This window comes from Streptomyces misionensis, assembly GCF_007896895.1.
In the GTDB taxonomy this organism is placed as follows: domain Bacteria; phylum Actinomycetota; class Actinomycetes; order Streptomycetales; family Streptomycetaceae; genus Streptomyces; species Streptomyces misionensis_A.
This window is the reverse complement of record NZ_VOGW01000168.1, coordinates 1-23,590: the sequence shown is the minus strand read 5'-3', so window position 1 is coordinate 23,590 and position 23,590 is coordinate 1. Positions and strand designations below refer to the sequence as shown.

Genomic DNA, 23,590 nt, shown 5'->3' with positions numbered 1-23,590 from the left:
GGGAAAGTCCTCGCTCAGTCGGCGACCACGGCGCCGGGGGGCAGTTCGTGGGCGAAGCCGCACCGCAGGTTCACGCCCGCGAGCTCTGCGGTGATCTCGACGCTGCGCCACAGGCCGCCGCGCAGGGGCAGCAGCCGCCGGCTGCTGAGCGCGGCCCGCGCGGCATGGGTGTCGCGGCTGGTGTGCCCCGGCCGCTCGGGTGAGGCCTCGAGCACCGTCTGCATCATCCACAGCGTGTTGCTCTCGGCGCGGCTGATCGAGTCCAGTTCATACAGGAGGACCTGGGCCAGCTGCAGGTTGACCACGAAGGCGTCGATGAGGGAGACGGCCGAACACCGGTCGCCCTCGATGCCGCTGTGTGCGGGCTCGGTCTCCGGGTCGAAGGTGACGTCGGCGCGGGCGGTGAACTCCTTCAGGTCGATGCCGACTTCACGGATGTGATGGCGCCGACGTTTGAAGCCGGCGCCCCAGAACCGGTCCCGATCCGGGCCGAGCGCGTCCTCGAGGCCGTCGTAGCGGGCCTCCGTGACGGCGCGGGTGCTGATGTCGTGCTCGATCTCGCATCGGACCTGCAAGTTACCGACGGTGCAGTTGTGCACGGACCGGAAGCGGCCGTCCCGGTCGGGCAGCGCCGTGGTCTCCACGAGGCGGGCCGCCAGCGGAATGTCCAGCAGCTCCTCCTGGGGGGCGCCGCCCGCTCGCAGCACGACCTTGTGCAGGCGCATGCGGCGGCGAGCCGCGGCGTCCAGGCCGTACCCGTAGGTCAGGTGGAGTTCCGCGAGCTGGACGCCCAGGACGAGGGCGTCAACCGTGCTGAGGTGGGGCCGCAGGTCCGTGCCGTCCTTCTTGCGGGACCAGTCGGCCGGGTAGCCGACGTCGACGGTGCCCCGCACCCCGGCGTCCGGGGCGTCGACCGGGGCGACGACAATGTCGCCGACGCGGTACTCGGCGCGCTGGTAGCCGCGGGAGAAGAACCGCGCGTCGCCGGGGCCGAGGTAGTCGTCGATGGACTGCAGCAGGAGCTGCCGATCGATGCTGGTGGTCATGTCACACACCCGCCCCTGCGGTACGTATCGACTCCTCGTAGGCGTCAATCAGTTCCCGGACGGTGCGGACGTCGGTGATGGACCGGTCCCCGGTGAACGGGTCGGTGCCGAGCTCGGCCTCCAGCTGCAGCAGCAACTGGGCCAGCAGCAGGGAGTTGAGGCCGGCCGTCAGCAGCGGGTCGTCCAGTTTGTATTCGGCGGCGCCCTCATCGTTGAGCAGAACGCTGTCGATCTCACGCAGGATGGTCCGCTGCACGGGGCTGTCCGTGGCGTGGGTGTCCTTCAGCATGTGATGCCTCCGTCGATGACCATGGTCTGTCCGGTGATGAAGCGTGACCGGGGCGTGGCGAGGAAGAGGACCGCGTCGGCGATCTCGTCCACCGTCCCCAGCCGTCCCAGCGGCGTGCGCCGCTGGATCCTTTCTCGGTTGCGCGACGTGACGTCCGCAGTCATGTCGCTGTCAAAGAATCCGGGAGTGAGGGTGTTGACCCGTACGCCCTGCGGGCCCAACTCGCGCGCCATGCTGCGGCCGAGGCCTTCGAGGCCGGCCTTTGCAGCGGCGTAGACGGAGACGCCCCGGTATCCTCGTATGGCGTTGATGGATGAGACGTTGACGATGCTTCCGCCGCCGCCACGCACCATGAGCCGGGCGCAGGCCTGGGTGAGGTGCAGAGGGGCGAGGAGGTTGACCCGGATCAGGTCCTCCATCTGACCGGGGGCGGTGGTGAGGAAGAGTTCCTGGTGCAGCACGCCGGCGTTGTTGATGAGGAGGTCGAGCCGGCCGAACCGCTTGCCGCTGTCGCGCGCGAACGCGCGCAGGCCCTGGGAGTCGGAGAGGTCGACGGACTCCCAGTGGAAGGCGTCTTGGTACTTGTCCGACATCTCGGTGACGAAGTCATTGGACGTCCGGCTGAACGTCGACACGGACCAGCCGTCGGCGAGCAGACGTTCGACCAGGACCCGGCCGAGTCCTCTGCTGCCGCCGCTGACGAGTGCCACCCGGCGGTCCGCGGGTGCGGCGCTCATGCCGCGGCCCTGATCTTCTTGAAGCGTTCGGAGTGGTGGTCGTCCTGCGACACCTCGACCAGGAGCGGTACCTTGTACGCCTCCAGCCGCTCGGCGCAGTAGCGGCGCACCTGGCGGGCCACGTCCTTGGGATCAGCCGGGCGCGTCAGCTTCACGAGGGCCTGGACGACCTGTCCTGTGATGTGGCTGCTGCGGCCGGAGACCGTGGCGTCGGCGATGATGTCCATCTCCAGCAGGACGTTCTCCACCTCGCCCGGGTAGACTTTCTCTCCGGCGACGTTGATGATCTCCGACTTCCGGCCCAGAATGCGCACGTAGTCACCGTCGACCTCGACGGCGTCCTGCGTGTTGAAGTACCCCTGGTCATCGAAGGGAGCGGACGCGTTGAGGTAGCCGAGCATGGCAATGTCAGACCGGATCCACAGGATTCCATCCCGGATGTCGTAGTCGAATCCGGCGCCGCCGAGCTTGACCCAGAGGCTGTCGTCGCTGCGTGACTTGGTGGCCAGGATGCCGAGTTCGGACAGCCCGTAGGTCTGCTTCAGGCGTACCCCGGGCAGTGCCTCGTGAAGCTTTTGCAGGACGCCGAGCGGCATGGGCTCCGTCCCGTAGGTGATCAGCCGCAGGGAGCCGAGGTCGTGGTCGGCGTACGCTCCCGAGATCAGCAGCATGTTCAGGAACGTCGGCGTGGTGGGCAGCACCTGGATGCGGTGCGCGGCAACGGCGGCGCAGACCGTGGCCGGGGTGCGCTTGGCGATGGTGACCAGCGCGCCTCCCTGACTGAGCGTGTGCAGCAGGGTGTTGATGCCGCCGATGTGGTCGAGGTTGAGGAAGCCGAGGGTGCGCTGAGCCCTGCGGATCTCACGGTACTTGCCCAGCATCTTCGCCATGTCGAGGACGGTGGCCTTGCTGCGCCCGGTGGTGCCCGAACTGAACAGCACCAGGCCGGGGGTGGCCGCGGCGCGCAGGTGCCCGTAGAGGGCGTGTTCGGCGCGGCGTCCGGTGTGCTCGACGCGGTGCTCGGCGGCGGACGCTCCGAGGGTGACGACCGTCTCGACCTCGGCGACGTCGAGAAGCTCCGTCCGCTTTGCGGCCGGCAGCGGGGCCAGGGGTACGACGACGGCTCCGCGCGCGATCAGAGCGAGCAGTCCGGCGCACGCCTCGACACTGCTCGGGCCCTCCAGCGCGACGACGTCACCGGACCGGATGCCGTGGGCGTCGAGAAGCTCGCCCCATCGGGCGGTGAGACCGAGTACGTGCCGGTAGCTGTGCGTCCGGCTTTCGAAGACGATGGCGTCGGCGTCCCCGAATTGTTCCAGTCGTTGAAAGAACCAGGCAGTCATGCGCTCTCCGACATGTCATAGCGGGCTGAGATGACAAAGGGTTGTGCGGTGCGGCCGCGCGCCGCCCAGGGGGAAGGATGAGCCGGGGCGGACCAGGCCGGGAGGCGGAGGTCCGGTGCGGGCGGGGTGCCGGGCAGCAGAGTCCAGCCCTCGGCGCTCGCCAGGGTGCGCAGCCTGTGGTCCCCGCCGACGACGACACCCGAACCGGCAGCTCTCAGGAGCGGCAGGTCCGAGACGTGGTCCCCGTACGCGATGGAGTCACGGGCCGGGACGTCGCGTTGCAGGAGGACCTTCAGCGCGGCATCCGCCTTAGCGGTCCCGATCATCGGCGGCCCGTCCAAGTCACCGGTGTAGCGGCCCCGTTCGACGCATGGCACCGTGCACAGGAACTCGTCCGCACCGAGGTCCTCGGCGATGAGGCGCAGCGGCGCGGGGAAGGAGCCGGAGACGAGTACGACGTACGCACCGTGTTTCTGGTGCCGGCGCAGTTCGGCGACGGCGGGCTCGTGGTAGAAGCCGCCCGTGGCGAGTTCCGCGTCGAACCAGGCCCCGGCCATCGCGGCCATGACTTCCGCGTCGAGGCCCTCCAGACCGGCGTAGTAGGCTCGGTTGACCGCTTCACGCGGACATCCGACGGCTGTCATGGCCTTGAGTTCGCACATCCGGTCCTCGAAGTCCCGGCGGGGATGACCCAATGCCGCGTGGTAATAGGCCAGTAACCGGGACATGCTTCCCGAGGTGGTCACGGTGTGATCCACGTCGAAAAAGGCGACTTTCACCCGTCTCATCTGTCCGGTACCTCCTGTGGCCTGGGCGGGAGAACGACGCGATGGATTCCCGTGTCATTCCTTGTCGGTGGGAGATCGGTTCGGACCACGGAAGGAATATCCGTGGTGAGCGGACATTTCCGGCTCCCGGTCACGGGGTCGGCAGAGGCGGATCCGGTTTCTGCCGCGAACTTCGAAAGGAAGTTCCGACTCACGCGATGAATCATCGCAGCGGGTGTCCCAGCTCCCCAGACTTCAATGTCACCGGCTTCCGCGACGCCACTGCCAAGGACACTGCCATTCCCACCAACACACTGAACCCTTCTCATCTCGTGGTCATTGAGTGATGTCGGCCGGCGGCGGGTTCGTAACGCGGCAGGGTTCCCGGTCGTTGCGCTGGTGATCTCACTGATCAACGGATGCGTGATCTGCGGAAGGTCTGCCAGGACTTCAGCCGTGCCATGCCGCGTTCGACCGGTGCCCTCGCCGCAGCCAGGGCTCGGTTGACGGTGCGCCGGGTGAGGGTGAGTTCACCGCCTGGTGGCCGTTTGAGTCCGGTGGTGACCCGGCTACCGTCACTCCGGTAGGCGCGGTCGGTGAGGATCGGGACGCCCTGACGCTCGCAGATCCGGATGATGCGGTGGGTGCGGGCTGCGGTCAGGTCGTGGATGCGTCCCGGCAGCGCGGGTGAGATCCGCAGCACCTCACCGGTGGGGTCGGTGACGACCTGGACGTTCACTCCGTGCCGGGCGGTGTGCTTGGCCGAGTAGTCGGCTCGGGCTGTCGCCGACGCAGTCGCACTCGGCCAGGGTCCCGTCCAGCAGGACGAACTCCGGATCGTGCTCGCGCAGAGTCTTGAGCAGGCCAGGGGGCTCGTTCGGCCAGCAGGCCGGTCTCGGCGGTGACATACGCGTGCGCGATGCCACGGAGATCCCGAAGCCGGATGCGAACCGGGTGAGGGTGTCGTGGCGGCGTAGGTACACCAGAGCGACGAGCACCCGCTGGTGCGGCGGGAGTTTGCCCGTCGGCCGCCCTCACGGGTGACGATGAGCATCGTGACCCCCTCGACGAGGGCATGCGGAAGGCCGAGTGCGGCAGGGCAGGGAACCAACGAAGCTCCGGTGCGGATGGGTTGAGGCTTCGAACACCTCCCCCAACGGCACGGGGGCTCCGTACGTTGCGGCCCTCACCCCGACCTCATGGGCGTCACCCGATCAGTGGCCACGCTGAAAACGCTCACTGTGGGCCGGGAGCCGGCGCACCCCGCACTGTGAACGCCCTTACGCGTCCAGGGCCGTCCAGCGCGGGATGCCGCCGCGGGCCCTCACCTGTCCGAGCGGTCCCGCGGGGAAGTGGGTGGCGAAGGCGAGCGTGTCGGGCCGGATCAGCTCGGCCACCATCGCGTGCCGGGTCCGCACCGCCTGCTCTGGGAGGGCGTCCATCGCGCATGTCCAGCCGGGACGGGCGATCTGGTCGGGGACGTGGAAGACGTCGCCGAAGGCGATCAGCCGGCGGCCGCCTGCCGAGATCACGTAGGCGGTGTGACCGTTGGTGTGCCCGGGAGTGGCCCACGCACGGACCCCGGGAAAAAACTCCTCGCCCGGATCCACGGCCCGTGTGACCGCCTCGCCCGCCCGGTGCTCTCCAGTTGCCCACTCGGCAGCGGAGGCCACGAACGTGGCACGGGAAAAGAGGCGCGGGGCGTCGGGCCCGGCCCCGAAGGCCCACCCGACGTGGTCGTCGTGGAGGTGGGTGAAGGCGACCGTGTCGACGTCCGCGCCTTCGCGTCCATGGCGGGCGAGTTCGGCCGGGAGCTGTCCGCCGTACAGGCCTCCGATGGTGGCGATGGTGTCCTCGGCGGCCACGCTGTGCGCGCCGTACCCGCTGTCGATGAGGAGGGACCGGTCGCGGTGCTCGACCAGGAGTGCAGTGATGGGGGCAGGGATGTGTCCGGTGCCATCCAGCGGGGAGGCGCCGGGGGCGCTCCAGTCGTCCCACACGGAATCGGGGAACCAGTGCAGGGGGTGCAGTTGGACGCCGCCGTCCGTGAGGACGGTGATGGTGTGCTCCCCGAGGCGGATCGTCCTGGCGTGGCTGTCGGTGGTGGACAGTGCGTCGTGGTGCGTCATGACGACTCTTTCGGTGTGGGGCGGTGGGGTGGGTGTGCAGGCCCTCGCGGCGTCGCACGAGCGAGGCCCGGTATCGATGGGTTCGATACCGGGCCTCGGCCAATTCCGGCGTGAGGGTATCGGCGTGGGCCCTACGCCACAGGATTCGATGGAGCGTCAGGTGTTCTGGGCCTGCACTGCCGGCTCGGCGGGGAGGCCACCCGTCACGACCTGCGAGCTCTCCGCGGCCGCCGCCTTGGGCTGCTTGTTCAGCGCGAGGGCGAGCCCGACGGTGAGCAAAATGAGCACGGCCGAGGTGTACGTCGCGGCCTGGAGGCCGTTGGACAGCTTGGCCGGGGTGGGGTCGGAACCGGCCACCGCGTTGGAGACGGCGACCAGGACGGCGAGACCGACGGCCGCGCCGACCTGCTGCCCGCTCGTGGCGAGACCGGAGGCAAGACCCTGCAGCCGCTCCTCAACCCCGGCAGTGGCCGCTGCGAACATGGCGGTCCAGATGACGCCCTGCGCGAGGCTGAAGACGACGATGCCGGGGGCCATCTGCACGTACGTCGAACCGGAGTCCAGGAAGGCAGCGAACAGGGCGGTGCCGACCGAGCCGATCACCAGGCCGATGGCGAGAGTGCCGCGGACACCGATCGCCGTGGACAGCTTGCCGCCGATGACAGAGCCGACCAGCACGCAGGCGCACGGCAGAATGAACGCCAGGCCGGTGGCGAGGGCGCTCCAGTCACGGACTGTCTGCAGCGCGAGGGTGAGGAAGTAGGCACTGGCTCCGAAGGTGGCCATGAACATGAACGTGATCAGCGAGCCGAGCCGCAGGCTCTTGTAGGAGAAGACCTTCAGCGGCACCAGCGGGTCGGCGGTGCGCGACTCGATGACGACGAAGGCCACGATCAGGGCCGCGGCGGCGACGAAGCTGATAAGCGTGACGGGCGCGGCCCAGCCGGCCTCGGGGCCCTGGACGAGCCCGAAGACCAGAAGCAGTGCACCTGCGGTCACGGAGATACCGCCGGGCAGGTCGAAGCCCTGGCGCCGCTCGGCCGTGGCGTCGGTCGGCAGCACGCGCAAGCCGAGCAGACCGACACCGAGGGCCAGAGGCACGTTCACGTAGAAGATCGCCTCCCAGCCGAACGCCTGTGTCAGCACGCCACCCAGCAGAGAGCCGACGACCATGCCGCTGCTGCCGGTCGCGCCCCAGATGCCCAGCGCCCGGTTGCGTTCACGGCCCTCTTCGAAGGTGGTCGTGAGCAGCGAGAGGGTGGCCGGGGCGAGGAGCGCTCCGCCGATACCCTGCACGGCGCGGGCGGCCACGAGCAGGCCCGGTTCGGTGGCCATGCCTCCGGCAACCGAGGCGATCGCGTAGAGGGCAAGCCCGGTGAGGAACATGCGACGGCGGCCGAGCAGGTCGGCCAGGCGTCCGCCGAGGAGCAGGGATCCGCCGAAGGCGACGGCATAGGCCCCGATGACCCACTGCAGCTGCTGTCCCGAGAAACCCACCCCCTTGCCGATGTCCGGCAGAGCGACGAACACGATGCTGTAGTCCAGCGCGATGATCAGCTGGGCCAGCGCCAGCGCAGCCAGGATCAGGGCTGGGCGGCGGGTGGTACCCGATGCGGTCATGGGTCTGTGCACCTCTCTGGATGTTCTGGGGGGTAGCTGGTCGGTGGTACGGCCGGCCTTCCGGCCGCACCACCGCACCACATGGCTCTAGTTCATATCATTCGAACTAGAAGTAATTAGCTTGACCATAGGGCCAGTTGGGAAGTGACAGCAAGAGCCCTTGCGGACCAGTCACTTCGAGTTCGTACTAGATTTCTTGAAGCTTCCACAGGAGCGACCGCTACGATGCGTGTATGGCGATCTCCCCACCGTCCGACCGGCTCCCGAGCAGCGAGGTGTGCAGCCTGGTGAACGCCCTGGCCCAGGCCATCGACCGGCACACCCGGCAGGTGTCGGACACCTTCGGCCTGACCTCCGCGCAGGCGATCGCCCTGCGCGAGCTGCCCGAGCCACGCACCCTTCGCGAACTGGCCCGGCGCATGCACTGCGAGGCGTCGAACGCCACGTTCGTGGCTGACCGGCTCGAAGCGCTCGGCCTGCTGGAGCGTCGTGCGCATCCCACCGACCGGCGCGCCAAGCTGCTCCACCTCACACCGGCCGGCGCGTCGTTGCGCAAGCGGGTCGTGAAGCGGCTCGGGACCGATTCGCCGGTGAGCAGACTCAGTGACGACGAGCAGGCGACGCTGACGGCGCTGCTGCGGCGGGCAGTGGCCGAGAACTGATCAGGCCGGCACACGCACCCCGACCTGCGTCAGGGGGTTGTCCTGCGCCCAGCGCGCCAGGCGGTCCGCGACCGCGCCGGACTGCGGATCCAGCAGAATGAGCTGGAGCCCAGGCCGCGCCGCAAAGTCGAGACAGATCTGTGACAAGTCCACCTGTCCGAGGTCGGGATGGGTCAGCACCTGCGTGACCTGCGTCCCGTCACCGAAGCGGTGCCGCTCCCACAGATCCGCGAAGACGGGGCTGCCCTCGCGCAGGTGCTGGGTGAGCGCGGCAAGTCGCGGATCGCCGAGGAACTCGCCGCTCTGCGTACGGAACCGCGCCACCGCCTCGTCCGCCACTCGCTCCCAGTCGGCGAACCGGTCGCGGGTACGGGGGTCAAGGAAGAGCGTCTCCAGGTAGTTGTGGTTCGCCCCTTCGAAGCCCAGCAGCCGCGTCGCGATGCGGTTGGCCGCCACGACGTCCCAGTAACGGTCGACGAAGTAGGCCGGCTTGGGCAGGAAACTGTCGACGACCCGCATCGCGAGGCGCCGGTCGTCGTCGACCGGATTACGCGGCCTGCGCGGAACGGCGTAACCCGCCAGCCGCATCACGTGCAGGCACTCCACCTCGTTCAGGCGCAACACGTGCGCGATAGCCTCCAGGATCTCCTGGGAGACGTTCTTCGCCCTCCCCTGCTCGATCCACGCGTACCAGGATGCGCCGATCCCCGCGAGCATCGCCACCTCCTCGCGGCGCAGTCCGGTCAGTCTGCGCGATCCACCGCCCGGCAGCCCCACCTGCTCCGGCGTCACCTCGGCCCGCCGCGCAGCGAGAAAGCTGCCCAGTTCAGCGAACTTCAGGGTGGAGGGCCTAGGTGGTACGACGCCCTGGAGCCCTTTTTGACGGGAAGCCCGGTCAGCCTCCGGGCGCCCCGTCTCACGCATCAGCAGCGCAACACGGGTTGCCGACGATCCCATGGCAGTCATCGTGGCCGTCCTCCTCCGCGAATCAACTCACACCCGCCCGCTCTTGGCGCGGTGCACAACCAACAAGATAGTGATCGATCTTTTTTTTCTCCACCTCAAACAGAGGAATCACTCCTTTTTTTACAGAGTACGGCGCGAGAAGTTGGCGCGATACAGCACATTGAACACGCATCTTTGCCCCTTTTGCCCACATAGGGACGGGAATCGGAGTGTCGATAGCAAGCCTCATAACAAAATCTTCACTCTGTTCATCGCCTGAGAGCGTGCCACGTCAGGTCTTGCTCCCTGGTGGTAGTGCTGAATAATCATAGAGATCGATTGGTTTTTTCGAGGAGTCAGGCGGCAAGCTGCTCAGGTCACCCGTCGGCGAAGCGGCTGACGAGTCACCGGAGCGAGCCCTGCGGCTCGAGGGAGACAGATGATGATGGCGAGCCAGCAACGGGCCGAGCGCACACGCAAAAGTCTGCTCCAGGCAGCCGCCCTGGAGATTTCGGAGTTCGGCTACGACGGCTCGTCCCTGCACCGCATCAGCAAGGCGGCCGGGGTGACCATGGGAGCCCTGACGTTCCACTTCCCCACGAAGCGGGACCTGGCGCACGCGATCCACACCGATGGTGCGGCCCTCACTCGGGAGGCCGTCCTGCGCATCGCCGCGCCCAACGGGCCGGACGGGGCATGGGGTGGTCCAGGGCCCGCACTGCCGCGCATCGTGCGGATTACGCTGGCCCTGGGCGAACTCCTGGCGACGCAGGCCACCGTCCGCGCGTCCGCACGTCTCACACGTGAGCGCGTCGCGGGTCAGGAGGACTGGCGCGACAGCTGGCTGCCCAGCGTGCGCCGGCTGATCGAACAGGCGTGCGGCGGCAACGAGTTCAGAACCGGGGTGACCTCCGACACCGTGGCGACGCTGACACGGCATCTCGTCTCCGGCCTGGAGGAGTCGGCTCTGCCCGGCACCGGCTCGGCGCCTGTGGAAGCGCTGGCCGACGTGTGGGACCTCGTCCTCTCGGGCCTGGCGGACTGCCATGCGGAGTTCACGTCGCGCGCGTAGGGTCGAAACGCGTGCAGGAAGCGAAGCACACGAAGCGGCGCCGGCCGTGGTCGTCCAGTATGGCGACCACGGCCGGCGCCGCTTCGTGCAGTGGGCCACCCCGCGCGGCCCTCGCCCAACCTGCCTTCTCGGCGTCCTGTTGGTGTGGGCAATGGTGTGCGCGATGGCTGGCCCGCCAACACTGTTGAATCCGGAGTCTGGGCAGCTCCGTAGGCCGTTGCCATGCTTCTCACGTGGGTCGGCGAGGGCCGAACGCGCAGCGCACCGCACCGTGTTCACCGGCCGCGCCGACGGACCGAACGCCTGGGCACCGTCCGCCGCATGTGCGATCGGTACCGCCCCGGGCAAACGCCTAACCCCGCTTTCCCCGTCTCGCCTCACGACTCCACCGGGAGCATCAGTGAACCTGTCCATCTCCGGCACCTACTCCGTCGGCAAGACGATCACCAGCATGGCGATCGCCCATCTGACCGGGATCCCGCGCACTGCGGCCCCCACCATGCGCGAGCTGCTTCCCATCTCCCTGCCGGGAAAGACGCTCGAGGAGTGCAACGGCGCCGAGCTGATCATGCTGATCACCCGCCGGATTCAGGGACGGGCGGTCGCTGAGAGCCACCTGCCGAACGGCTATATATCCGACGGCTCCGCCCTGCACGAGTGGTCGTACGCCAACGTCCGGGTCAAGGTCGGCATCAACCCGAACGAGTCCGTGGACCTCGACAACGTCGAGATGCCGGACGATGTCCGGTTCTACGCCGAGGTCATGAAGCAGATCGCGATACCGGCAAAGCAGCACACCAAGAGCAACTACGACGCGTTCGTGCACCTGCCCATCGAGTTCCCGATCGTTGAGGACGGACACCGCCCGGTCAACGAGCGCTTCCGCCAGCTCGCCGAGCAGCTGCTCCTGGAGACCCTGGACGAGCTGGAGATCCCGGTGCACATCGTCGGCGGCACGATTCCCGAGCGACTCGCGAGGATCGTCGAGATCTTCGACTTCCCGCAGGTGATGACCATCGAGCAGGCCATCGCCAGGGCCGAGGAAGAGTATGCGCAGCTCGACACCCGCAACGAGCTGGAGCGCATGGCTGACGCCGCCTGACGGCTCACCCCGGCAGGCAGTGTGCCTGCCCCCTCACCGACTTCGACTTTTGAGAGGTACGCATGCGCATCGCTTTCGTCGGCGCGTACGGCAACGGCAAGACGACGCTCACCACCGAACTGTCCAAGAAGCTCGGCCTGGAGCGAACCCACGGCAGCGCCATGCGCGACCCGGCCGGCGGCACGCCCAAGGCTCTGGAGGAGACAACCGAGCCCGAGCTGATCCAGCTCGCCGTGCGCCGCTTCACCGAGCGGGCCGTCGAAGAGGCCGCGCACCCGGAGGGTTTCCTGTCGGACGGTTCCGTGCTGCACGAGTGGGTGTACAGCAAGGTCCGCCTGGCCGTCGGCCGCTTCCCGGAGCCGACCGACACGCTGGCCGAAGCGGTGCGCGAGCCACGCACGCGGCTCTTCGAGGAGGTCGTAGACCAGCTGGGCCTGCTCGCCAAGGAGCACGCCCGCACCGGTTACGACGTGTTCATCCACTGCCCCGTCGAGTTTCCGCTGCCGGAAGGCGTCGACCCCATCAGCGAGAGCTTCCGCACACTGTCGGACGAGCTCATGCTCGACATCCTCAAGACGCTCGACATCCCCGTGCACATCGTCACCGGAACGTTCGAGGAGCGCCTGAACCAGATCCTCAGCATCCCTGGCGTGTCCGACTCCGCCTGATGCCCAGGGTCCCCTCCAGCCCGCGCACGGCCGGGCAGCAGGCACGCGCAGCCGCCCAGGTCCGGCTCTGGCATGTCGTCGCCCCGTACCCCACTTTCCCCTTCCAAGCCGAGGAGACACCTTGCACACCGGAATCGGAGCGTTCCTCTCACCGCTGCACGCGCCCGGCCAGGACCCGCACCTGACCATCCGCCGCGACTTGCAACTGGTGGAGCACCTCGATGAGCTGAACTACGACGAGTGCTGGGTCGGCGAGCACCACTCCCTGGCGTGGCCGACGATCGGTGCACCGGAGAGCTTCATCGCAGCCGCCGCGGAGCGGACCAGCCAGATCAAGCTGGCCAACGGCGTCGTCCCACTGCCCTTCCATCACCCGTACAACGTCGCGAGCCGGGCGATCATGCTCGACCATCTGTCGCGCGGCCGCTACATCCTCGGCGTGGGCCCGGGTGCCACGCCCAACGACGCCCACCAGTTCGGTGTCGATCAGGATCAGCTCAAGCGTATGGCCAGCGAGGCGATCCCTGCCGTCCGTGAGCTGGTCAACGGCGAAGAGCGCGTCAGTGCCAAGAGCGACTGGTTCGTGCTGCAGGACGCCAAGATGCAGCTGCCCCGCTACAGCAAGCCGGGTATCGAGATGGCGATCTCCAGCGTCGGATCGGCCAACAGTCCCAAGGTTGCAGGCCAGTTCGGCCTGAGCCTGGTCTCCTGGGGCGCTCCCCCGCCCGGCGCACCGGCCGTCGACCTCGCGCAGCAGTGGCGTTACGCTCAGGAAGCGGCCGAGGAGCACGGCAACACGATGGACCGCGCCAAGTGGCGCGTAGTGGCTCCGCTGTACATCGCCGAGACCCGTGAGGAGGCCTACCGCGACGCTCGGGAGGGCTTTTCGAAGTGGCTCTGGGACTACTGGGGCAAGGCCGCAGGGTTCGACGTGGCCTCAAGTATGGAGGGGGTCAAGCCCTCTCAGGAGCTCGAGGCCGGCGTTGAGAAGGGACTGGCGATCGTCGGGTCCGTCGAGGATGCGGCAGCCGCCATCCAGCGCCTGCAGGAGGAGACGGGCGGCTTCGGTACGTTCCTCGTCTATGCCATGAACTGGGCCTCGTTCGAGAAAACGAAGCGGAGCTACGAGCTGCTTGCCGAACAGGTCGCGCCCCGCTTGTCGGGCAGTACCACCCGGGGGGACGAATCGGTCCAGTGGAGCATCGACAACCGGCACGTCTTCCCGCATACGCAGGCCAGGCGCGATCGGGCCGAGCGTGAGGGACGGTCCGTGCACTCATAGAGCGCACGCCGGTTTCCGGCTCGGGCGGTGTCTGCGCCCGAGCCGGACTCGCGGCGAACTGCCGCGAAGGGAACGTGTCGGGTCAAGCTGTGGCTGTGGCGCCACTGTCGACCGGGACAGCGGCACCCGTGACGAATGAGGACTGGTCGCTGCACAGCCATGCGGCAGCTCGTGCGATCTCGAGCGGGTCCGCCATCCTGTGCTGCACCGACTCTGCCATGAAGTCGCCTTCCAGACTCGGGTGCGTCGTAATGATCTGCTGCATCATCTCGGTCCTGGTCACCCCGACGACCAAAGCATTGACCCGCACCCCTTGTCGTCCGTAGTCGGCTGCAGCAGCTTTGGCCATCCCGATAACTGCGTGCTTCGCGGCAACGTAGGCGGCGGAGGCGCCTGTGGCGGCTACGCCAGCGACGCTCGAGGTGTTGACCACTGCACCGCCACCGCTCGCCAGCATCGCCGGGATCTGTTGCACAAGGCAGTTCCATACGCCGCGGACGTTTACCTCCATCGTGCGGTCGTAGACGTCGGTGCCGATCTCGTGCAAAGGGGCGCTGGCAGAGGCGAAGCTGGCGTTGTTGAATGCCTCGTCGAGTTGGCCGAAAGTCTCCACTGCACCGCGTACGGCGCGTTCGACGTCCTCTAGGCGGCAGACATCCCCGGTGATGGCCAGGGCTCGGCCGCGATCCGAACAGATCCGCCCGGCCAGCTCTGCCAGTCGGCTTTCACCTCGCGCCATGAGCACGACGGCTGCCTCCTGGGCGGCGAACAGTTCGGCCGCGCCCGCTGTACGGCGCGGTCCAGGCCGTCGGAGACGATGCCCATCGGTCGGGCTTCCTTTCAAGACAGGCCGTACGGGCCCCTGCCGGACAATCACTCGGCCCGGCAGGGGAAATCGGTGCCGGCCCGGGCGATCGCGCGCGACAGGGGCGCCCCAGGGGCCCTCTCGCGGCTGTAAAGCTGTAGGGTCTCGCCGGTCCTGTCGGCCTGACGGGCCTGTGAACTGCGGCTTCACCCGCTGTCTCAAAACCTTTCGGTCTCCCGGTGTCTCAGCTTTGGCCGGGATTGCGAAGGGGCGGAGCAGTCGCGGATGCGCGGGAGCGGGCGCAGACTTACGCGAGTGCCGGCATGTGAGTCCGGGAAGCGGAGATGAGGGCGGCCAGCGAGGTGCGCGTTTCCGACAATACGGAGATCCGGTCATCCAGACCCTGCAGGTGCTCCTGGAGGGTCTCCAGCCGGCATTCGGCGACCGTGCCGTCCTGGCGAACGCAGGGCAGAAGATCGCGGATGACCCGGGTCGGGAGGCCGGCGTCCAGCAGCGCGCGAATGCGGCGAACTGCCGCGGGAGCGTCGTCGTCGTAGCGACGGTGGCCGCTGTCGAGACGGTAGGACGCCAGGAGGCCCTGTTCCTCGTAGTAGCGCAGAAGCCGGACGGAGGTGTCCGTCGCGGCGGCGAGCTCGCCGATCTTCATGTGTCGCTCCTCACAGCCCCTTGAATCTCACATTGATGTGACATTTTAGCGTGAGGGCCATGACCAACAACACAGATCACCCCATCGCCCTCTACGGATTCCTCCGCCCCAGGCCGGAGCGCGCGGACGAGGTCCGGAGCATCCTGTCCGCCTTCGTGGAACCCACCCGGCAGGAGCCCGGCAACCTGCAGTACCACCTGCACGAGCACGAGGACGGCCGCTTCTTCCTGTACGAGGTCTGGCGTTCACAGGAGGATCTGGACCGGCACAACGCGACGCCCCCGCTGAGGGCCTTTCTGGAGAACCTGCCGGCCTTCCTGGAGGGAGCCCCGGAGGGCTACTTCGACACGATGCTCAGCCCCTACCCCGAGGCCGAACCGGCTACCGCCTGAGAGGTCGTTTTCTCCCGATGTTTTATCCCGGAATAAGACCGTGTCCTATGTGGTGAGGCGTCGTTGAACTCTGCATGGGGCGGGGCACGTGGAGTTGGATTGTTCCGGACGGGTTGTGGGAGATCGCGAAGCCGCTGATCCCGCCGTCGAAGGTGCGGCCGCAAGGCGGCGGTACGCAGGACACACCTGATGAGACGCTCTTCGCCGCGATCATCTACGTCCTGGTATCCGGGTGTGCCTGGCGTGCGTTGCCCCTGTGCTTCGGCATCTCGAAGTCGACCGCCCACCGGCGGTTCTTGATCTGGTCCAGAGCCGGTGTCTGGGGCCGTCTCCACGAGGCCGTGTTGCACCGGCTCGACGACGCCGGCCTGGTCGACGTCACGCGGACCGTCCTCGACACCGCCCACGTCCGCGCTAAAAAAGGGGCGAACACACAGGTCCGAGCCCCGTGGACCGGGGCAAGCCGGGTTCCAAGATGCACATCCTGTCGGACGCGAACGGCCTGCCCCTCCTCGTCGGCGTCTCCGCCGGCAACACCCACGACAGCGAAGGGCTGAAACCGATGGTGGAGGGTCACCAAACGAGACACGACCCTCACCGCGGCCGGTACTTCAAGCCCCAGCGCCTGCACGCGGACAAAGCCTATGACCGCGCTGACCTGCGCAGGTGGCTGCGCGGTAAGCGCATCGGAGTGCGCATCGCCCGCAAGGGCATCGAGTCCAGCGAGCGATTAGGTGTGCTGTCCCGGGGCGTTGGTGACACGCGGGCTGGGTGCTTGAACGGGTGAGGGCCTTCTGGGTTCGGTGTGGATTGCGAAGTCTGCACCGATGTCCAGGAGGCCCTCGTGTCCCACCGTAATGCCCCGCTGACCCCGACCGGGAGGCTGCGTCTGGCCCGGTGTGTCGTGGACGACGGCTGGCCGCTGCGCAGGGCCGCGGAACGCTTCCAGGTCAGCCACACCACCGCCGCACGCTGGGCCGGCCGCTACCGCCAGCTGGGCGAGGCCGGGATGCACGACCGCTCCAGCCGCCCGCACCACAGCCCGCGCCGGACGCCTGCCGGGATCGAGGCGGAGGTGGTGCGGATGCGGCGCGAGCACCGCATCGGCCCGCTGCGGCTCGCCGCCCGCACCCGGATCGCCGCCTCCACCGCCCACCGCATCCTCGTGAGGCACGGCCTGCCCCCACTGGCAGCCTGCGACCGGGCCACCGGAACCAGTCCGCCGCTACGAACGCTCCCGTCCCGGCGAACTCATCCACATCGACGTCAAGAAACCCGGCCGCATCCCCGACGGCGGCGGCCACAAAGTCCTCGGCCGAGCGGCCGGCCGGGCCAACCAGGACCGCCGAAACGGCACCGGATACGCCTACCCGCACACCGCCCTGGACGACCACTCCCGCCTGGCCTACACCGAGCACCTGCCCGACGAGACCGCCGCCACCTGCGCGGCCTTTCTACGACGAGCAACTGCCTGGTTCGCCCAGCAGGGCGTCACCGTCGAACGGGTCCTGACCGACAACGCCTGGGCCTACACCAAGAACACCTGGCGCGACACCTGCCGCGAGCTGGGCATCAGCCCCCGCTGGACCAGGCCCTGGCGCCCGCAGACCAACGGCAAGGTCGAACGCTTCCACCGCACCCTGCTCGACGAATGGGCCTACCAGCGGCCCTACACCTCAGAAGCCGAACGACAGGCCGCGTTTCCCGACTGGCTCGACTGGTACAACCACCACCGACCCCACACCGGCATCAGCGGCCAACCACCCGCCAGCCGCGTCACCAACCTGTCCGAACAACACACCTAGACGAGTAGTTCCGAATGCGGGGTTCACGGACGTGGGGAGGGTGCCCAACATCGGGTTGTGACGACCGAGTTAGACACCCTCTTGACCGCACTGTACGTGCACATCGACGACCGTCTGAAGACCCCGCGCCGAGGCGGCCGGCCGCCTCGGCGCGGGGTCTTCAGACGGTCGTCGATGTGCACGTACAGTGCGGTCAAGAGGGTGTCTAACTCGGTCGTCACAACCCGATGTTGGGCACCCTCCCCACGTCCGTGAACCCCGCATTCGGAACTACTCGTCTAGGTGTGTTGTTCGGACAGGTTGGTGACGCGGCTGGCGGGTGGTTGGCCGCTGATGCCGGTGTGGGGTCGGTGGTGGTTGTACCAGTCGAGCCAGTCGGGAAACGCGGCCTGTCGTTCGGCTTCTGAGGTGTAGGGCCGCTGGTAGGCCCATTCGTCGAGCAGGGTGCGGGGGAAGCGTTCGACCTTGCCGTTGGTCTGCGGGCGCCAGGGCCTGGTCCAGCGGGGGCTGATGCCCAGCTCGCGGCAGGTGTCGCGCCAGGTGTTCTTGGTGTAGGCCCAGGCGTTGTCGGTCAGGACCCGTTCGACGGTGACGCCCTGCTGGGCGAACCAGGCAGTTGCTCGTCGTAGAAAGGCCGCGCAGGTGGCGGCGGTCTCGTCGGGCAGGTGCTCGGTGTAGGCCAGGCGGGAGTGGTCGTCCAGGGCGGTGTGCGGGTAGGCGTATCCGGTGCCGTTTCGGCGGTCCTGGTTGGCCCGGCCGGCCGCTCGGCCGAGGACTTTGTGGCCGCCGCCGTCGGGGATGCGGCCGGGTTTCTTGACGTCGATGTGGATGAGTTCGCCGGGACGGGAGCGTTCGTAGCGGCGGACTGGTTCCGGTGGCCCGGTCGCAGGCTGCCAGTGGGGGCAGGCCGTGCCTCACGAGGATGCGGTGGGCGGTGGAGGCGGCGATCCGGGTGCGGGCGGCGAGCCGCAGCGGGCCGATGCGGTGCTCGCGCCGCATCCGCACCACCTCCGCCTCGATCCCGGCAGGCGTCCGGCGCGGGCTGTGGTGCGGGCGGCTGGAGCGGTCGTGCATCCCGGCCTCGCCCAGCTGGCGGTAGCGGCCGGCCCAGCGTGCGGCGGTGGTGTGGCTGACCTGGAAGCGTTCCGCGGCCCTGCGCAGCGGCCAGCCGTCGTCCACGACACACCGGGCCAGACGCAGCCTCCCGGTCGGGGTCAGCGGGGCATTACGGTGGGACACGAGGGCCTCCTGGACATCGGTGCAGACTTCGCAATCCACACCGAACCCAGAAGGCCCTCACCCGTTCAAGCACCCAGCCCGCGTGTCACCAACGCCCCGGGACAGCACACCTAATCGCTCGCTGGACTCGATGCCCTTGCGGGCGATGCGCACTCCGATGCGCTTACCGCGCAGCCACCTGCGCAGGTCAGCGCGGTCATAGGCTTTGTCCGCGTGCAGGCGCTGGGGCTTGAAGTACCGGCCGCGGTGAGGGTCGTGTCTCGTTTGGTGACCCTCCACCATCGGTTTCAGCCCTTCGCTGTCGTGGGTGTTGCCGGCGGAGACGCCGACGAGGAGGGGCAGGCCGTTCGCGTCCGACAGGATGTGCATCTTGGAACCCGGCTTGCCCCGGTCCACGGGGCTCGGACCTGTGTGTTCGCCCCTTTTTTAGCGCGGACGTGGGCGGTGTCGAGGACGGTCCGCGTGACGTCGACCAGGCCGGCGTCGTCGAGCCGGTGCAACACGGCCTCGTGGAGACGGCCCCAGACACCGGCTCTGGACCAGATCAAGAACCGCCGGTGGGCGGTCGACTTCGAGATGCCGAAGCACAGGGGCAACGCACGCCAGGCACACCCGGATACCAGGACGTAGATGATCGCGGCGAAGAGCGTCTCATCAGGTGTGTCCTGCGTACCGCCGCCTTGCGGCCGCACCTTCGACGGCGGGATCAGCGGCTTCGCGATCTCCCACAACCCGTCCGGAACAATCCAACTCCACGTGCCCCGCCCCATGCAGAGTTCAACGACGCCTCACCACATAGGACACGGTCTTATTCCGGGATAAAACATCGGGAGAAAACGACCTCTCAGGCGGTAGCCGGTTCGGCCTCGGGGTAGGGGCTGAGCATCGTGTCGAAGTAGCCCTCCGGGGCTCCCTCCAGGAAGGCCGGCAGGTTCTCCAGAAAGGCCCTCAGCGGGGGCGTCGCGTTGTGCCGGTCCAGATCCTCCTGTGAACGCCAGACCTCGTACAGGAAGAAGCGGCCGTCCTCGTGCTCGTGCAGGTGGTACTGCAGGTTGCCGGGCTCCTGCCGGGTGGGTTCCACGAAGGCGGACAGGATGCTCCGGACCTCGTCCGCGCGCTCCGGCCTGGGGCGGAGGAATCCGTAGAGGGCGATGGGGTGATCTGTGTTGTTGGTCATGGCCCTCACGCTAAAATGTCACATCAATGTGAGATTCAAGGGGCTGTGAGGAGCGACACATGAAGATCGGCGAGCTCGCCGCCGCGACGGACACCTCCGTCCGGCTTCTGCGCTACTACGAGGAACAGGGCCTCCTGGCGTCCTACCGTCTCGACAGCGGCCACCGTCGCTACGACGACGACGCTCCCGCGGCAGTTCGCCGCATTCGCGCGCTGCTGGACGCCGGCCTCCCGACCCGGGTCATCCGCGATCTTCTGCCCTGCGTTCGCCAGGACGGCACGGTCGCCGAATGCCGGCTGGAGACCCTCCAGGAGCACCTGCAGGGTCTGGATGACCGGATCTCCGTATTGTCGGAAACGCGCACCTCGCTGGCCGCCCTCATCTCCGCTTCCCGGACTCACATGCCGGCACTCGCGTAAGTCTGCGCCCGCTCCCGCGCATCCGCGACTGCTCCGCCCCTTCGCAATCCCGGCCAAAGCTGAGACACCGGGAGACCGAAAGGTTTTGAGACAGCGGGTGAAGCCGCAGTTCACAGGCCCGTCAGGCCGACAGGACCGGCGAGACCCTACAGCTTTACAGCCGCGAGAGGGCCCCTGGGGCGCCCCTGTCGCGCGCGATCGCCCGGGCCGGCACCGATTTCCCCTGCCGGGCCGAGTGATTGTCCGGCAGGGGCCCGTACGGCCTGTCTTGAAAGGAAGCCCGACCGATGGGCATCGTCTCCGACGGCCTGGACCGCGCCGTACAGCGGGCGCGGCCGAACTGTTCGCCGCCCAGGAGGCAGCCGTCGTGCTCATGGCGCGAGGTGAAAGCCGACTGGCAGAGCTGGCCGGGCGGATCTGTTCGGATCGCGGCCGAGCCCTGGCCATCACCGGGGATGTCTGCCGCCTAGAGGACGTCGAACGCGCCGTACGCGGTGCAGTGGAGACTTTCGGCCAACTCGACGAGGCATTCAACAACGCCAGCTTCGCCTCTGCCAGCGCCCCTTTGCACGAGATCGGCACCGACGTCTACGACCGCACGATGGAGGTAAACGTCCGCGGCGTATGGAACTGCCTTGTGCAACAGATCCCGGCGATGCTGGCGGGCGGTGGCGGTGCAGTGGTCAACACCTCGAGCGTCGCTGGCGTAGCCGCCACAGGCGCCTCCGCCGCCTACGTTGCCGCGAAGCACGCAGTTATCGGGATGGCCAAAGCTGCTGCAGCCGACTACGGACGACAAGGGGTGCGGGTCAATGCTTTGGTCGTCGGGGTGACCAGGACCGAGATGATGCAGCAGATCATTACGACGCACCCGAGTCTGGAAGGCGACTTCATGGCAGAGTCGGTGCAGCACAGGATGGCGGACCCGCTCGAGATCGCACGAGCTGCCGCATGGCTGTGCAGCGACCAGTCCTCATTCGTCACGGGTGCCGCTGTCCCGGTCGACAGTGGCGCCACAGCCACAGCTTGACCCGACACGTTCCCTTCGCGGCAGTTCGCCGCGAGTCCGGCTCGGGCGCAGACACCGCCCGAGCCGGAAACCGGCGTGCGCTCTATGAGTGCACGGACCGTCCCTCACGCTCGGCCCGATCGCGCCTGGCCTGCGTATGCGGGAAGACGTGCCGGTTGTCGATGCTCCACTGGACCGATTCGTCCCCCCGGGTGGTACTGCCCGACAAGCGGGGCGCGACCTGTTCGGCAAGCAGCTCGTAGCTCCGCTTCGTTTTCTCGAACGAGGCCCAGTTCATGGCATAGACGAGGAACGTACCGAAGCCGCCCGTCTCCTCCTGCAGGCGCTGGATGGCGGCTGCCGCATCCTCGACGGACCCGACGATCGCCAGTCCCTTCTCAACGCCGGCCTCGAGCTCCTGAGAGGGCTTGACCCCCTCCATACTTGAGGCCACGTCGAACCCTGCGGCCTTGCCCCAGTAGTCCCAGAGCCACTTCGAAAAGCCCTCCCGAGCGTCGCGGTAGGCCTCCTCACGGGTCTCGGCGATGTACAGCGGAGCCACTACGCGCCACTTGGCGCGGTCCATCGTGTTGCCGTGCTCCTCGGCCGCTTCCTGAGCGTAACGCCACTGCTGCGCGAGGTCGACGGCCGGTGCGCCGGGCGGGGGAGCGCCCCAGGAGACCAGGCTCAGGCCGAACTGGCCTGCAACCTTGGGACTGTTGGCCGATCCGACGCTGGAGATCGCCATCTCGATACCCGGCTTGCTGTAGCGGGGCAGCTGCATCTTGGCGTCCTGCAGCACGAACCAGTCGCTCTTGGCACTGACGCGCTCTTCGCCGTTGACCAGCTCACGGACGGCAGGGATCGCCTCGCTGGCCATACGCTTGAGCTGATCCTGATCGACACCGAACTGGTGGGCGTCGTTGGGCGTGGCACCCGGGCCCACGCCGAGGATGTAGCGGCCGCGCGACAGATGGTCGAGCATGATCGCCCGGCTCGCGACGTTGTACGGGTGATGGAAGGGCAGTGGGACGACGCCGTTGGCCAGCTTGATCTGGCTGGTCCGCTCCGCGGCGGCTGCGATGAAGCTCTCCGGTGCACCGATCGTCGGCCACGCCAGGGAGTGGTGCTCGCCGACCCAGCACTCGTCGTAGTTCAGCTCATCGAGGTGCTCCACCAGTTGCAAGTCGCGGCGGATGGTCAGGTGCGGGTCCTGGCCGGGCGCGTGCAGCGGTGAGAGGAACGCTCCGATTCCGGTGTGCAAGGTGTCTCCTCGGCTTGGAAGGGGAAAGTGGGGTACGGGGCGACGACATGCCAGAGCCGGACCTGGGCGGCTGCGCGTGCCTGCTGCCCGGCCGTGCGCGGGCTGGAGGGGACCCTGGGCATCAGGCGGAGTCGGACACGCCAGGGATGCTGAGGATCTGGTTCAGGCGCTCCTCGAACGTTCCGGTGACGATGTGCACGGGGATGTCGAGCGTCTTGAGGATGTCGAGCATGAGCTCGTCCGACAGTGTGCGGAAGCTCTCGCTGATGGGGTCGACGCCTTCCGGCAGCGGAAACTCGACGGGGCAGTGGATGAACACGTCGTAACCGGTGCGGGCGTGCTCCTTGGCGAGCAGGCCCAGCTGGTCTACGACCTCCTCGAAGAGCCGCGTGCGTGGCTCGCGCACCGCTTCGGCCAGCGTGTCGGTCGGCTCCGGGAAGCGGCCGACGGCCAGGCGGACCTTGCTGTACACCCACTCGTGCAGCACGGAACCGTCCGACAGGAAACCCTCCGGGTGCGCGGCCTCTTCGACGGCCCGCTCGGTGAAGCGGCGCACGGCGAGCTGGATCAGCTCGGGCTCGGTTGTCTCCTCCAGAGCCTTGGGCGTGCCGCCGGCCGGGTCGCGCATGGCGCTGCCGTGGGTTCGCTCCAGGCCGAGCTTCTTGGACAGTTCGGTGGTGAGCGTCGTCTTGCCGTTGCCGTACGCGCCGACGAAAGCGATGCGCATGCGTACCTCTCAAAAGTCGAAGTCGGTGAGGGGGCAGGCACACTGCCTGCCGGGGTGAGCCGTCAGGCGGCGTCAGCCATGCGCTCCAGCTCGTTGCGGGTGTCGAGCTGCGCATACTCTTCCTCGGCCCTGGCGATGGCCTGCTCGATGGTCATCACCTGCGGGAAGTCGAAGATCTCGACGATCCTCGCGAGTCGCTCGGGAATCGTGCCGCCGACGATGTGCACCGGGATCTCCAGCTCGTCCAGGGTCTCCAGGAGCAGCTGCTCGGCGAGCTGGCGGAAGCGCTCGTTGACCGGGCGGTGTCCGTCCTCAACGATCGGGAACTCGATGGGCAGGTGCACGAACGCGTCGTAGTTGCTCTTGGTGTGCTGCTTTGCCGGTATCGCGATCTGCTTCATGACCTCGGCGTAGAACCGGACAT

22 protein-coding genes and 7 pseudogenes are annotated in these 23,590 nt (G+C 67.9%); 11 read left to right on the top strand and 18 right to left on the bottom strand.

Annotation, left to right across the window (positions count from 1 at the left end):
* Positions 1-14 precede the first annotated feature (14 nt).
* The 8 genes and pseudogenes from FRZ03_RS27625 to FRZ03_RS27590 all read right to left on the bottom strand — a co-directional run bounded on the left by FRZ03_RS27625 (position 15) and on the right by FRZ03_RS27590 (position 7,931).
* Positions 15-1,046, bottom strand: a complete 1,032-nt coding sequence (locus tag FRZ03_RS27625) for an AvrD family protein (protein WP_146467845.1) — start codon at positions 1,044-1,046, stop codon at positions 15-17.
* Position 1,047: 1 nt separating this feature from the next.
* A complete protein-coding gene (locus FRZ03_RS27620) occupies positions 1,048-1,335 on the bottom strand; it encodes a phosphopantetheine-binding protein (protein WP_146467844.1) in 288 nt (95 codons plus the stop codon).
* Positions 1,329-2,072 carry an SDR family NAD(P)-dependent oxidoreductase gene (locus FRZ03_RS27615; RefSeq protein WP_146467843.1) on the bottom strand — a complete coding sequence of 248 codons (744 nt, stop codon included), beginning with the start codon at positions 2,070-2,072 and terminating at the stop codon, positions 1,329-1,331. The genes FRZ03_RS27620 and FRZ03_RS27615 overlap by 7 nt, the downstream gene beginning before the upstream one ends.
* Positions 2,069-3,415 carry a class I adenylate-forming enzyme family protein gene (locus FRZ03_RS27610; RefSeq protein ID WP_146467842.1) on the bottom strand — a complete coding sequence of 449 codons (1,347 nt, stop codon included), beginning with the start codon at positions 3,413-3,415 and terminating at the stop codon, positions 2,069-2,071. The genes FRZ03_RS27615 and FRZ03_RS27610 overlap by 4 nt, the downstream gene beginning before the upstream one ends.
* Positions 3,412-4,203 carry an HAD family hydrolase gene (locus FRZ03_RS27605; protein WP_146467841.1) on the bottom strand — a complete coding sequence of 264 codons (792 nt, stop codon included), beginning with the start codon at positions 4,201-4,203 and terminating at the stop codon, positions 3,412-3,414. The genes FRZ03_RS27610 and FRZ03_RS27605 overlap by 4 nt, the downstream gene beginning before the upstream one ends.
* A 391-nt stretch (positions 4,204-4,594) precedes the next feature.
* Positions 4,595-5,293 (bottom strand): annotated as a pseudogene (locus FRZ03_RS27600) (transposase).
* A gap of 169 nt (positions 5,294-5,462) precedes the next feature.
* Entirely contained in the window at positions 5,463-6,311 is an 849-nt protein-coding gene (locus FRZ03_RS27595; protein ID WP_261399358.1) for an MBL fold metallo-hydrolase, read from the bottom strand.
* A gap of 156 nt (positions 6,312-6,467) precedes the next feature.
* A complete protein-coding gene (locus FRZ03_RS27590; RefSeq protein ID WP_146467840.1) occupies positions 6,468-7,931 on the bottom strand; it encodes an MFS transporter in 1,464 nt (487 codons plus the stop codon).
* A 233-nt stretch (positions 7,932-8,164) separates the two neighbouring features.
* Between FRZ03_RS27590 and FRZ03_RS27585 the strand changes: the two genes are divergently transcribed.
* Positions 8,165-8,593 (top strand): MarR family winged helix-turn-helix transcriptional regulator, encoded by a 429-nt coding sequence (locus tag FRZ03_RS27585; RefSeq protein WP_146467839.1) that lies wholly within the window; start codon positions 8,165-8,167, stop codon positions 8,591-8,593.
* Here FRZ03_RS27585 and FRZ03_RS27580 read toward each other — a convergent pair whose 3' ends face one another.
* On the bottom strand, positions 8,594-9,559 hold the full coding sequence (locus FRZ03_RS27580; protein ID WP_261399357.1) for a helix-turn-helix transcriptional regulator: 966 nt from the start codon (positions 9,557-9,559) through the stop codon (positions 8,594-8,596).
* Positions 9,560-9,977: 418 nt separating this feature from the next.
* Between FRZ03_RS27580 and FRZ03_RS27575 the strand changes: the two genes are divergently transcribed.
* From FRZ03_RS27575 to FRZ03_RS27560, 4 genes are all read left to right on the top strand, one after another.
* Entirely contained in the window at positions 9,978-10,610 is a 633-nt protein-coding gene (locus FRZ03_RS27575) for a TetR family transcriptional regulator (RefSeq protein ID WP_146467838.1), read from the top strand.
* 400 nt (positions 10,611-11,010) lie between these two features.
* A complete protein-coding gene (locus FRZ03_RS27570) occupies positions 11,011-11,712 on the top strand; it encodes an AAA family ATPase (RefSeq protein ID WP_146467837.1) in 702 nt (233 codons plus the stop codon).
* Between the two features lie 62 nt (positions 11,713-11,774).
* Positions 11,775-12,380 (top strand): AAA family ATPase, encoded by a 606-nt coding sequence (locus FRZ03_RS27565; protein WP_146467831.1) that lies wholly within the window; start codon positions 11,775-11,777, stop codon positions 12,378-12,380.
* A 121-nt stretch (positions 12,381-12,501) separates the two neighbouring features.
* Complete coding sequence (locus FRZ03_RS27560) at positions 12,502-13,662, top strand: LLM class flavin-dependent oxidoreductase (protein ID WP_146467832.1); 1,161 nt, start codon at positions 12,502-12,504, stop codon at positions 13,660-13,662.
* An 82-nt stretch (positions 13,663-13,744) separates the two neighbouring features.
* On the opposite strand, the gene FRZ03_RS40590 is transcribed toward FRZ03_RS27560, so the two are convergent.
* Together FRZ03_RS40590 and FRZ03_RS27550 are read right to left on the bottom strand one after the other, a co-directional pair.
* Entirely contained in the window at positions 13,745-14,506 is a 762-nt protein-coding gene (locus FRZ03_RS40590; RefSeq protein WP_315902671.1) for an SDR family NAD(P)-dependent oxidoreductase, read from the bottom strand.
* A gap of 268 nt (positions 14,507-14,774) precedes the next feature.
* Positions 14,775-15,134, bottom strand: coding sequence for a MerR family transcriptional regulator (locus FRZ03_RS27550; protein ID WP_146467834.1), 360 nt, complete (start codon positions 15,132-15,134; stop codon positions 14,775-14,777).
* A gap of 59 nt (positions 15,135-15,193) precedes the next feature.
* Between FRZ03_RS27550 and FRZ03_RS27545 the strand changes: the two genes are divergently transcribed.
* From FRZ03_RS27545 to FRZ03_RS41455, 4 genes and pseudogenes are all read left to right on the top strand, one after another.
* Positions 15,194-15,526 carry a putative quinol monooxygenase gene (locus tag FRZ03_RS27545; RefSeq protein ID WP_146467835.1) on the top strand — a complete coding sequence of 111 codons (333 nt, stop codon included), beginning with the start codon at positions 15,194-15,196 and terminating at the stop codon, positions 15,524-15,526.
* 74 nt (positions 15,527-15,600) lie between these two features.
* Positions 15,601-16,262, top strand: a pseudogene (locus FRZ03_RS27540) (IS5 family transposase); the annotation flags it as partial.
* Between the two features lie 108 nt (positions 16,263-16,370).
* Positions 16,371-17,331: pseudogene (locus FRZ03_RS27535) on the top strand (IS481 family transposase).
* Positions 17,332-17,388: 57 nt separating this feature from the next.
* Positions 17,389-17,481: pseudogene (locus FRZ03_RS41455) on the top strand (IS982 family transposase); the annotation flags it as partial.
* Here the strand turns inward: FRZ03_RS41455 and FRZ03_RS41450 are convergent.
* The 4 genes and pseudogenes from FRZ03_RS41450 to FRZ03_RS27510 form a co-directional block, all read right to left on the bottom strand.
* Positions 17,460-17,552, bottom strand: a pseudogene (locus FRZ03_RS41450) (IS982 family transposase); the annotation flags it as partial. The pseudogenes FRZ03_RS41455 and FRZ03_RS41450 overlap by 22 nt on opposite strands.
* A 57-nt stretch (positions 17,553-17,609) precedes the next feature.
* Positions 17,610-18,570 (bottom strand): annotated as a pseudogene (locus FRZ03_RS27520) (IS481 family transposase).
* 108 nt (positions 18,571-18,678) lie between these two features.
* Positions 18,679-19,340 (bottom strand): annotated as a pseudogene (locus FRZ03_RS27515) (IS5 family transposase); the annotation flags it as partial.
* Positions 19,341-19,414: 74 nt separating this feature from the next.
* Positions 19,415-19,747, bottom strand: a complete 333-nt coding sequence (locus FRZ03_RS27510) for a putative quinol monooxygenase (protein WP_146467835.1) — start codon at positions 19,745-19,747, stop codon at positions 19,415-19,417.
* Between the two features lie 59 nt (positions 19,748-19,806).
* Between FRZ03_RS27510 and FRZ03_RS27505 the strand changes: the two genes are divergently transcribed.
* Complete coding sequence (locus FRZ03_RS27505; protein WP_146467834.1) at positions 19,807-20,166, top strand: MerR family transcriptional regulator; 360 nt, start codon at positions 19,807-19,809, stop codon at positions 20,164-20,166.
* A 268-nt stretch (positions 20,167-20,434) separates the two neighbouring features.
* The gene (locus FRZ03_RS40585; protein WP_315902670.1) at positions 20,435-21,196 is read left to right on the top strand and encodes an SDR family NAD(P)-dependent oxidoreductase; all 762 of its coding nucleotides are present in this window, start codon (positions 20,435-20,437) and stop codon (positions 21,194-21,196) included.
* A gap of 82 nt (positions 21,197-21,278) precedes the next feature.
* Here FRZ03_RS40585 and FRZ03_RS27495 read toward each other — a convergent pair whose 3' ends face one another.
* The 3 genes from FRZ03_RS27495 to FRZ03_RS27485 all read right to left on the bottom strand — a co-directional run.
* Positions 21,279-22,439 (bottom strand): LLM class flavin-dependent oxidoreductase, encoded by a 1,161-nt coding sequence (locus FRZ03_RS27495; RefSeq protein WP_146467832.1) that lies wholly within the window; start codon positions 22,437-22,439, stop codon positions 21,279-21,281.
* A gap of 121 nt (positions 22,440-22,560) precedes the next feature.
* Positions 22,561-23,166 (bottom strand): AAA family ATPase, encoded by a 606-nt coding sequence (locus tag FRZ03_RS27490; RefSeq protein ID WP_146467831.1) that lies wholly within the window; start codon positions 23,164-23,166, stop codon positions 22,561-22,563.
* 62 nt (positions 23,167-23,228) lie between these two features.
* The coding region (locus FRZ03_RS27485; protein WP_146467830.1) for an AAA family ATPase at positions 23,229-23,590 on the bottom strand (362 nt) is incomplete at its 5' end.